The following is a 9,551-nucleotide window of genomic DNA, read 5'->3' on the forward strand; positions in this document are numbered from 1 at the left end:
TGCGTGCCGGCAGCAAGACGTTTCGAGTGGGAGATATAAACGATGGCAGGGGTATTGGACAGTGTAAATCAGCGCACCCAGCTGGTGGGCCAGAATCGTCTGGAGCTTCTGTTATTTCGCCTTCGTGGCCGGCAGATGTACGGCATCAACGTCTTCAAGGTCAAGGAAGTGTTGCAGTGCCCCAGGCTGTCGTCGTTGCCGAACAGTCGCCCTATGGTTCGGGGCGTGGCCCATATTCGTGGCGAGACCATCCCTATCATTGACCTTGGTATGTCAATCCGGCTTCCCGGTATTCCCAAGGAAGAGATGGCCACCAGCTTCGTGATCATTACTGAGTACAACCGAAAAACCCAGGGTTTCCTGGTGGCTGGTGTCGACCGCATCGTGAATATGAACTGGGAAGACATCCTGCCGCCACCCAAGGGGGCGGGCAAAGACGTTTACCTGACAGCGGTAACGCACTTTGAAGACAAGCTGATTGAGATTATCGATGTTGAAAAGATACTCTCTGAAGTCTCTCCGTTTGAGGAGGATGTCACCGAAGACGTCCGCAACCGCAGTTCAGAGCGGGTGCCCGGCCATCTACCAGTGCTCGTTGTGGATGATTCCGCAGTGGCCCGACGTCAGATAGAGCGGTGCCTCACGGCCATCGGTATGGAGGTGGTGACAAAAAATGACGGCAAGCAGGCCCTGGATTATCTAAAAGAAGTTACGGCAGATGGTTCCCAGGCCGTCGACCACCTGTGTCTGATCATATCCGATGTCGAAATGCCGGAAATGGACGGGTACACTTTGGTCACCAAGTGCAAAAATGAGCCTGCAATCAAGGACGTATTCATCATGCTGCACACGTCCTTGAGTGGCGTGTTCAACAAGGCAATGGTGCAGAAGGTAGGCGCTGACGATTTCATGGCAAAATTCAGCCCCGATGAGTTGGCTGAAAGGGTTATGGAAATTGTCGATCGCGAGCAGTGACGCCGGTGTCACTTCCGACCCACTCGATACTGAGATCCAATGAAAGCTGAGATAACCCCACAGGAATACGAGGCGTTTAAGACATTCCTGCAGGATGCGTGTGGAATTTTGCTCGGGGACAACAAGCAGTACCTGGTGAAAAGCCGGTTACGGCGGATCATGGAAGAGAACAAGTTGAGTACCCTGGGTGATCTGCTGGATCGCGTGAAGCGAACCGGTCGCAGCAGTTTGAAGGAAGTCGTGATCGATGCGATGACGACGAATGAGACACTTTGGTTCAGGGACAATCACCCGTTCCGCATCCTGCAGGAAAAGCTGCTGCCGGAGTTCGGCGACAGAAAATCAGCGCAGTCACTCCGTATCTGGTCGGCAGCCTGCTCGACAGGGCAGGAGCCCTATTCGGTAGCGATGATTATTGAAGAATTTCGTCGCCAACGGCCGGGTAGGCTGCGGGATGTGAAGATCACCGCCACCGACATCTCCAAAAGCGTTCTTGAGGTTGCGCGCCGTGGCGAGTATGAGATGATTGCCATTGGCCGGGGACTGTCGCCCGAGCGTCAGAAGCAGTTTTTCACTCCCGCGATGAATGGTAGCTGGCAAATCCGACCGCAGATCAAGAGCATGGTTGAGTTCCGGGAACTCAACCTGCTCGAACGCTACATGCTCGGAAAGTTTGATATCGTTATGTGCCGGAACGTACTGATCTATTTCTCGGCAGAGCTTAAAAAGGACATCCTGACCCGTATCCATGCCACCCTCAATCCCGGTGGTTACCTGATACTGGGAGCATCGGAATCGCTGAACGGGTTGCCTCATCTCTACGAAATGGTGCAGTGCCACCCAGGTATCATCTACCGCAAAAAATAGGCCCACCCAATGCCGATCAATGTATGGATACTGGTCGCCGCCCAGGCGCTTGCCATGTGTACAGCGCCTTTTATCGTTTTTATCGGAAGCATTCACGGACGTCTTCTGGCGCCATCGCCTGAGTGGGCAACCCTGCCCGTGGGCCTTGTGGTTGTTGGTACGGTGCTGACTATCAAGCCTGCTACGTGGATGATGGAGCGTCTGGGGCGCAAGCCGGTTATGTTGCTTGGCGCGCTGGCGGGTACGATGTCCGGATTGTTCGGTACGCTGGCAGCCTGGAGCGCAAGTTTCCCGTTCTTGTGCGTTGCGGCGGTTGTGGGTGGAACCGGGCTGGCGGTGGTTCACCAATACCGCTTTGCGGCCATGGAGTCGGTGGCGCCCGAGATGGCTGGCTCCGCCGCAGCCAGGGTACTTCTCGGTGGTCTTGTAGCGGCGTGGCTGGGGCCGGAAATTGCGCTTGTCGGTGGTGGAGGTCAAGCCGAATACCCTTTCATGGGCGGCTGGCTTGCACTGAGTGTCGTGCAGGTGCTTGCCATGGTCGTACTGGTATTCGGGTACCGCGCCAGCGGGGAGCGAGTCCGGGAAGCCTTGGGGGAGGGCGGTCGCCCGATGACCGACATCCTGAGGCAACCGGTCATATGGGCGGCGATCAGTGCCGCCGCCATCGGTTATGCCCTCATGAGTTTTATCATGACGGCAACACCGCTGAGTATGACAGAAGTGGCCGATCACCCGCTTGAAGATGCCAAGTGGGTCATTCAGATTCACATCATGGCCATGTATTTGCCGTCGCTGGTCAGTGGCTGGTTAATTCGTGTGGTGGGTATTCCGAGGATGATGGGGCTGGGATTGCTGGCCTATCTGGGGTGTGTGGCCCTGGCGTTCAGCGGTATCAGCTTTCACCACTACCTGTTTGCACTCATCCTGTTGGGGGTTGGCTGGAACTTCCTGTTTGTTGGTGGCACCACGCTGTTGCCGCAGGGATATCGCGATGAGGAGCGGTTCCGTGTTCAGGGGCTCAACGACCTGATGGTATTCGGCTCGCAGGCGACAGCTGCACTGAGTGCTGGTGCGGTATTGGCGGCGTTTGACTGGAATGGACTGTTGCTGATTGCCATACCGTTCCTGGTGTTACACGGTGTCTTGATGGCCGTTTGGCTGATAAGCCGGCCCCAGAACAGGGGCCGGCATCCCGCTTGATTGGTTATACCAGGTTGTAGACGAACACGACGGCGACAGCAACGGGTGTGAAGTAACGCAGGACGCGATACCAGACCGAGAATGTGCCCGGTGACATGCCCAGTTCGCTTTCCAACGCCTGTCGAGACATTGTCCAGCCGACAAACACGGCGACCAGCAGTCCACCCAGGGGCAGCAGGATATTTGCGGTCAGGAAATCCAGAAGGTCGAAGATGGTTTTGCCTTCGAACATCGCAAACATGCCCAGCGGTGTCACGTCCGACCACAGGTTCAGTGAAAGCACGGAGGCCACACCCAGTAACCAGCAGACGATGCCTGCTCCGACGGTGCTCACCGTACGGTTCAACCCCTTCTGTTCCTCAAGCCATTCGACAATGGGCTCCAGCAGCGAAATGCCGGATGTCCAGGCGGCAAAGATCAGCAACACGAAGAACAGCGTACCGAAGAGGCTGCCCATAGGCATTTGCCCGAATGCCAGTGGCAGGGTTTGGAAGATCAGGCCGGGACCGGCGCCTGGCTCAAGGCCATTGGCAAATACGATTGGGAAAATAGCCAACCCGGCCAGCAAGGCCACGGCGGTATCCATGATCGAGACGGTCACGGAGGTTTTGGCGATGGAGATGTTTTTTGGCAGATAGGAGCCGTAGGCCATCATGACGCCCATGCCGAGGCTGAGCGTGAAGAAGGCGTGGCCCAGGGCAACCAAAACGCCCGAAGTGGTGAGCTTCGAGAAGTCGGGCTGGAACAGGAAGGCGACGGCCTGGCCAAAGTGGCCAGTGGTCATCGCATAGCCCACGACAATCAGCAGGAGCACGAACAGGGCCGGCATCAGAATGCTGACGGCACGCTCAAGCCCGGAACGTACACCTCGTGCAACCACGACCATCACCAGCGCCATGAACAGGGTGTGCCACAGAAGCAGCTTGATGGGATCGCCCAACAGGCCGGAGAAAATGGCGCCTATGGACTCAGCCGACTGGCCCGCCAACTGTCCGGTGGCGGCGGTGCCGACATAGGAAATTGCCCATCCGCCGATCACCGAATAGAAAGAGAGGATCAGGAACCCCGCCAGAACCCCGACGGCCGCCACCCAACGCCAGGCCGGTTTCAGGCCTTCCTGGCTGGTTATGGCCCGCATGCTGTTAACGGGGCTGTGACCGCCACGGCGACCGACTAATACCTCGGCCATCATAATGGGTAGGCCCACCGCCGCAATGCACAGCAGGTATACCAGGACGAAGGCGCCACCGCCGTTTTCACCGGTGATGTAGGGGAATTTCCAGATATTACCCAGGCCCACTGCTGAGCCCGTCGCGGCAAGTATGAATGCCAGGCGCGAAGACCACAGCCCACGCTTGGCTGTCGCCTGGCCCATGGCACCGCCTTCAGCGGATGAAGAAGCATTACTCATTGTATTCTCCTGCTTACTGTTTTTGTTTTCGGGGGAGTGAGTGGCGGCGTTAGCCACCATCAACGGGATTTATGCCGGAATCGCTCCTCTGCGAGTTGATCGGCGATCTGCCCGGTGGGCAGGCCATCGCGATCCGAGCGCTGGAAGATTTCCTCCAGGGTATTGGCTATGGAATCGACGTGTTTGCGAACGGCCTGGGGGTCGGGTCCCTTGCGCTCGTAACACACGTCGATAATGCCGCCAGCGTTGATTACAAAGTCTGGGGCATAGAGCACTCCACGTTCGAAGAGGGCCTGGTCATGAGCCTGGGTGGCCAACTGATTGTTAGCGGCGCCGGCCACGATGGTGGCCTGTAGCTTACGAATGGAGTGATCATTCAGGACAGCGCCCATGGCACAGGGCGCAACCACGTCTACCGGCAGGTAGAGAATTTCGTCGGCGCTAGCCGGCGTCGCGCCCAGCTCGGCAACCGCCCGATCCATCTGGTCCTGGTGGACGTCGTAGACCCAGAGTTTCGCGCCAGCTTCTTTCAGGTGTCGAGCCAGGCGGTAACCAACGTTGCCGATGCCCTGAATCGCCACATTCAACCCCTCAAGGTCGCTACGGCCGAGCTTGTGCTTAACGGCAGCATTAATGCCCACAAAGGTGCCCCAGGCCGTGGCCGGAGAGGGGTCACCGTTGCTGGGCCTGCCATCAAAACCCGGGCGTTCGCTGATGCCGGCCACATTGGACGTTTTACGGCCCATGACCTGGAGGTCGGCTACGCTGGTGCCCGAGTCCTCGGCAGCGATGTACAGTCCGCCAAGCTGTTCCAGGAAACGCCCCATGGATTCAAGCAGGGCTTCGGTTTTGTGCTGGCGTGGATCGCCGATGATGACGGACTTGCCACCGCCGAGGTCAAGGTTGGCCAGTGCCGACTTGTAAGTCATCCCCCGGGACAGGCGGAGAACGTCTGTCAGTGCTTCTTCGTCGCTGGCGTAGGGATACATGCGGCATCCGCCCAGCGCGGGTCCACGGGAGGTATTGTGTACGGCAATAATGGCGCGCAGCCCGGTCTCTGGATCGCAGCAAAACGTCAGATGTTCGTGGTGGTCGAATTCAGGATGCGTAAATACAGTCATTGTTTGGATTCCTTTTGCTCCGGGTGGTTCTTGCACAGGGATTCGCCCTTGTGACGGAGGCCGGCGGTAGATTGCGGGCGCTGCCGAAACTCAATCGCTATCGGGTGTTGGACGCGATTAACTGCCGGTCGGATTTGGTAGTTGTATGAGTTTGGATAGTCGTGAAAGATCCGGTCGGAGCGATCGGGATGCACAAAGCGTCAGAGAAAGGAAAGGAGCTGTAGGGTGTTGCAGGGTGTGGGCGCATGGGCCCATGCACAGGGACTGATTTACCAGTGACATGCTGAAATCCTCTTCCACAAGGCCGGATCACGGCTTCCGTGGTCATTTTATTGTTATGCCCCGGCAGATAGGCCGGTTGGCATGATTTCATGTGTCGATACCCTTTTGGGGTTCAACGAGAGAAGACTAGATAGCTTTTACATCGTCGTCAATGGTTGAAATTCATGCATTTTTTGGTGATTTTGAAAATTCCAGCGGTAACAGGTAGATAGATCTACTTTACGTAAACGTAAATATTTTTTAGAGCTCAGATCGGCTGGCCGGCTCGTTATACAGGAAGGTGGCCGGTTTTTACCCAGATGACCGTTTCTTCGTCGACAAAAGGGTGATGCTGGCTCATATGGGGGCTTCGTATCCAGGTGCCTGCAGGGTAACGTCCGTTTTCGTCGCAGAACTCGCCTGACAGCACCAATATCTCTTCGCCTCCAAAATGTCGGTGGGGCTGGAATTTCTCGTTTGCGGGCCATTTCACCAGCGCCACGTGTTCGTGTTCGAACTCGTGCAATGGCATTACTTTCAAGCCACCGATACCAGGCAACCAGTCAGCGGTACTGGTGTCGATGCGCACAGTCGCTGTGTCACGCTCATCGAATTGATGGAGCTTCACAAGCAATACGCAGCCTTCTTTGCTGAATGGCGCGTGGCCACTGCCGGGAGGATTGCGGAGGTAGGTGCCTTTACCGTAATCCCCGGTTTCGTCGGAAAACACTCCTTCAAGTACCAGGATTTCCTCGCCCAGTGGATGTTCATGCCGATTGAAGCTGGCGCCGGGCTCATAGCGCACGATGCTCGTGGCGTGGCCACGCTCGGCCTCTTCACGGGCGAGGGGTTTACGGAGTACGCCGCCAGCCGGGCTGGGGATCCATTCCTTTTCACCGGTCTGAATGACGACTTTCTGGCTGAAGTCCATGTTGAGCATGGCGATCTCCGGTTATGTCATTTGACCGTCAGTACGACGACTGCCCGGTGCCGGACTTATCCGTTTCCGGTGACGCTATCTGATTAATCGCTGAACGTCCCGGAAGCGCGGATGTTCGCTGTGTTGCATCCACTCAAAGGCGACCATTTCAACGGTCACAATGGTGGCGCCGGCTTTGTGCAGGCGTTCGAGGGCCGCGTCACGATCATTGTCATGGCGGGAGCCGGTGGCGTTCTCGACCACCCACACGCCGAAACCGGCCGCCAGAAGCGAAAGGGCGGATTGCAGCAGGCACACATGGGCTTCACAGCCACCAATAATGATCTGCTTGCGATCATTGGGGATGGCCTTCAGCAGGCCGCCGCCACAGGCGTCAAAGTGGATCTTGGTGACCGTCTGATCGGCAAGGGCGGCTACTTCATCGGCGTTGTGGCCCAACTTTTCGGGAATCTGCTCGGTGACAATCACCGGCACCTCCATGAGCCGGGCAATTTGAGCCAGCTTCACGGATTCCGACAGCACCGATTCGCCATGACTAATGACTGGCATCAGCTTTTTCTGAAGGTCGATCAGAACCAGTGTTGATTGTTCCGCGCTCATCAGCATAAACGTTTCCTCCCTGCAGGCGGGTTCTTGTTTAATCCCAGTATTGCACAAAGCCCTGGCTGGTTCTCGCCCCGAATACACTGGCAGTGTGTCGATCATGGCCGATGCCGACCAAGAAGTGAGTGGGAGAAAGGATTTTTAAATTGGAGTTGCCAAACCGGAACAAAACCATTAGAGTTTGCGCCCTCAAATGAGCGACGACGTTGCTGATTTGGAACGGTTTATTTAAAGAGTATTGGAGAGGTGGCCGAGTGGCTGAAGGCGCACGCCTGGAAAGTGTGTATACGTTAATAGCGTATCGAGGGTTCGAATCCCTCCCTCTCCGCCATTTTTTTGGCGTAAGTGACTGAGATATAAGGGCTTTTTCGGTTTAGCCGAAGCGTTTTACTAGGTGGAACAACCTGGTGGAACAATGTACCTTCAAAGATCATCTCACGCAGTTTATTACAGTCGAATCCCGCTGCCTCGAAAATGGCATCGCTCCGGTTTTCCCCACACCGTAAGAATTTCCCTGCGAACAAAGTCCCGGTCGGAAGCACTCAAGCTAAATGCTCGCGTCACACATGCTGTCCTAGAACTTTTCGAGAAGGACTCAACTTTTAAATCGATTGAAGTTTTTAACCAAGCCATTGATGCTGTTCGAATAGCACCGCCGGTGTTCACCTCTTCAGCTCCCGTCCTTTCGCCTCCCAGTCGCTCTCCAAAAGCAAGTCAAAGAAGCACTAGAAATAAGCGCCAAGCCTCCGCCATTCTCATTCAAGAATTTATTAAGCATAAAAAAGCAGAAGGGAGCTGCACAGAAAGATATCTGGCGCAGCTATTTAACCGGTTAAAGCCGTTTGGAGTGTACCTTGATCAGTTTGGTCTAAAAGGATTTGGGCCGAAACAGGCTGTAGGCTATCGGGATGACCTCGTAGCACGCACCAACTGGGCCCCCAAGACGGTTAACGAACACGTTAGCGTCGCTCGGCAGTTTATTGCCTGGTGCGAATCAATGGAGTACATCACACGCAATCCCTTCGCTCGACTGAGGCTAAAAGTAGCCGATGATCGCAAAGACATTGATCAGCGCATAATCTGGACAGGCACCCAGCTTGAGGAGCTTTTCAAAGCGAAGCCATTCCAAGGGTTGGGCGGGCTTGAGAACCGGCTGATAGCATCACTTCAGTTAAAAATGGGTTTAAGGCCTAGTGAGGCCTGTCAGATACGCTGTGACGATGTTGCATGCGATGAGGCCCATAACATCTGGTACTTGATAATTACCGACGCAGGACCTCAGCAGCACTTGAAAACACCAGCTTCGAAGCGAAACCTTCCCTTGCCTAAAAGTATTTTGGACATGGGATTTCTGGAATATCTCAAGGATAGAAAACAGGAAAAGCACCATCAATTATTTTCGACCTCACCGACAGGGAAGTATAACGATTGGTCGAGGAACTTCACGACTAGACTTAATCGCTACATACGCGCTTACGTTTCTACTTCAACAAAGGGGCAGTCACCGACCGCATATAGTTTTAGGCATACTTTCACCGATGCCTTGAACCGAAAAAGTGTTCCTGAACACATTGCAGCCCATCTACTCGGTCATAAACACGATCAAATTACTTATGGTCGATATGGCTCTGCACCGAGTCTAAAGCGCCTTAAAACTATTCTCGATAGATTGGAATAAGGTCGTAGTTCGCTGAAATTGGCATTATAAAATTGTGCAAATGTAAAAATTACAAAATCTTAACAAATTTACAAAGTTATGAATTTGTTGAAAAATTTAAATATAGTGTCAATAATTAAATAGTAAACAAATAACATTATTATTTTAATTGCCATTTACAAAATAAAAACTGCCAAATATCATAACGAACATCTTAACTAAAAGGAGTCGTTATGAAAAAAACTAATTCTCGCAAAAACCCTGTTTTTTACAACACGGAAATCGGAAAGTTGTTGGAGGAATGGTTTTTCTATGAATGTGGAAATCTCTCTAGTTCAACGAGGAATAATTACGTCTCAAAGGCGAGAATAATTGATCGATATTTCAAGAAAATTAAGCTTAAAAATATAGATCATGACCGAGTCATCAAGTATGTGATGTACCAAGGAAGAGAATATTCAAATAAAACCATAAATGAGACCTTCATCGTTCTTAGCCCGAATTTCTCATGAGGGG

The 9,551-nt window shown here is 53.9% G+C and carries 9 protein-coding genes and 1 tRNA gene; 6 read left to right on the top strand and 4 right to left on the bottom strand.

The window, feature by feature from the left end:
• Positions 1 to 42: 42 nt before the first annotated feature.
• Genes B2590_RS06475 through B2590_RS06485 form a run of 3 tightly spaced genes read left to right on the top strand, consistent with a single transcriptional unit; the run spans position 43 to position 3,042 of the window.
• Positions 43 to 975 carry a chemotaxis protein CheV gene (locus B2590_RS06475; protein WP_091642091.1) on the top strand — a complete coding sequence of 311 codons (933 nt, stop codon included), beginning with the start codon at positions 43 to 45 and terminating at the stop codon, positions 973 to 975.
• A 39-nt stretch (positions 976 to 1,014) separates the two neighbouring features.
• Positions 1,015 to 1,842 (top strand): CheR family methyltransferase, encoded by an 828-nt coding sequence (locus B2590_RS06480; RefSeq protein ID WP_091642094.1) that lies wholly within the window; start codon positions 1,015 to 1,017, stop codon positions 1,840 to 1,842.
• Between the two features lie 9 nt (positions 1,843 to 1,851).
• On the top strand, positions 1,852 to 3,042 hold the full coding sequence (locus tag B2590_RS06485; RefSeq protein ID WP_091642097.1) for an MFS transporter: 1,191 nt from the start codon (positions 1,852 to 1,854) through the stop codon (positions 3,040 to 3,042).
• 4 nt (positions 3,043 to 3,046) lie between these two features.
• Here the strand turns inward: B2590_RS06485 and B2590_RS06490 are convergent, their stop codons facing one another.
• From B2590_RS06490 to B2590_RS06505, 4 genes are all read right to left on the bottom strand, one after another.
• Complete coding sequence (locus B2590_RS06490) at positions 3,047 to 4,453, bottom strand: sodium-dependent transporter (RefSeq protein WP_091642099.1); 1,407 nt, start codon at positions 4,451 to 4,453, stop codon at positions 3,047 to 3,049.
• 59 nt (positions 4,454 to 4,512) lie between these two features.
• Positions 4,513 to 5,574 carry a Glu/Leu/Phe/Val family dehydrogenase gene (locus tag B2590_RS06495; RefSeq protein ID WP_091642102.1) on the bottom strand — a complete coding sequence of 354 codons (1,062 nt, stop codon included), beginning with the start codon at positions 5,572 to 5,574 and terminating at the stop codon, positions 4,513 to 4,515.
• A gap of 550 nt (positions 5,575 to 6,124) precedes the next feature.
• Complete coding sequence (locus tag B2590_RS06500) at positions 6,125 to 6,775, bottom strand: cupin domain-containing protein (RefSeq protein ID WP_091642104.1); 651 nt, start codon at positions 6,773 to 6,775, stop codon at positions 6,125 to 6,127.
• Positions 6,776 to 6,850: 75 nt separating this feature from the next.
• Positions 6,851 to 7,375 (bottom strand): isochorismatase family protein, encoded by a 525-nt coding sequence (locus B2590_RS06505; protein ID WP_286847909.1) that lies wholly within the window; start codon positions 7,373 to 7,375, stop codon positions 6,851 to 6,853.
• 243 nt (positions 7,376 to 7,618) lie between these two features.
• On the opposite strand from B2590_RS06505, the gene B2590_RS06510 reads away from it, so the two are divergent.
• From B2590_RS06510 to B2590_RS19245, 3 genes are all read left to right on the top strand, one after another.
• A tRNA-Ser gene (locus tag B2590_RS06510) sits at positions 7,619 to 7,709 on the top strand.
• A gap of 84 nt (positions 7,710 to 7,793) precedes the next feature.
• Entirely contained in the window at positions 7,794 to 9,056 is a 1,263-nt protein-coding gene (locus B2590_RS06515) for a site-specific integrase (RefSeq protein WP_286811323.1), read from the top strand.
• A gap of 212 nt (positions 9,057 to 9,268) precedes the next feature.
• Positions 9,269 to 9,547, top strand: coding sequence for a hypothetical protein (locus B2590_RS19245; protein ID WP_286929846.1), 279 nt, complete (start codon positions 9,269 to 9,271; stop codon positions 9,545 to 9,547).
• Positions 9,548 to 9,551: the final 4 nt, after the last annotated feature.

The organism is Marinobacter sp. UBA3604 (assembly GCF_002375325.1).
GTDB lineage: Bacteria > Pseudomonadota > Gammaproteobacteria > Pseudomonadales > Oleiphilaceae > Marinobacter > Marinobacter salarius.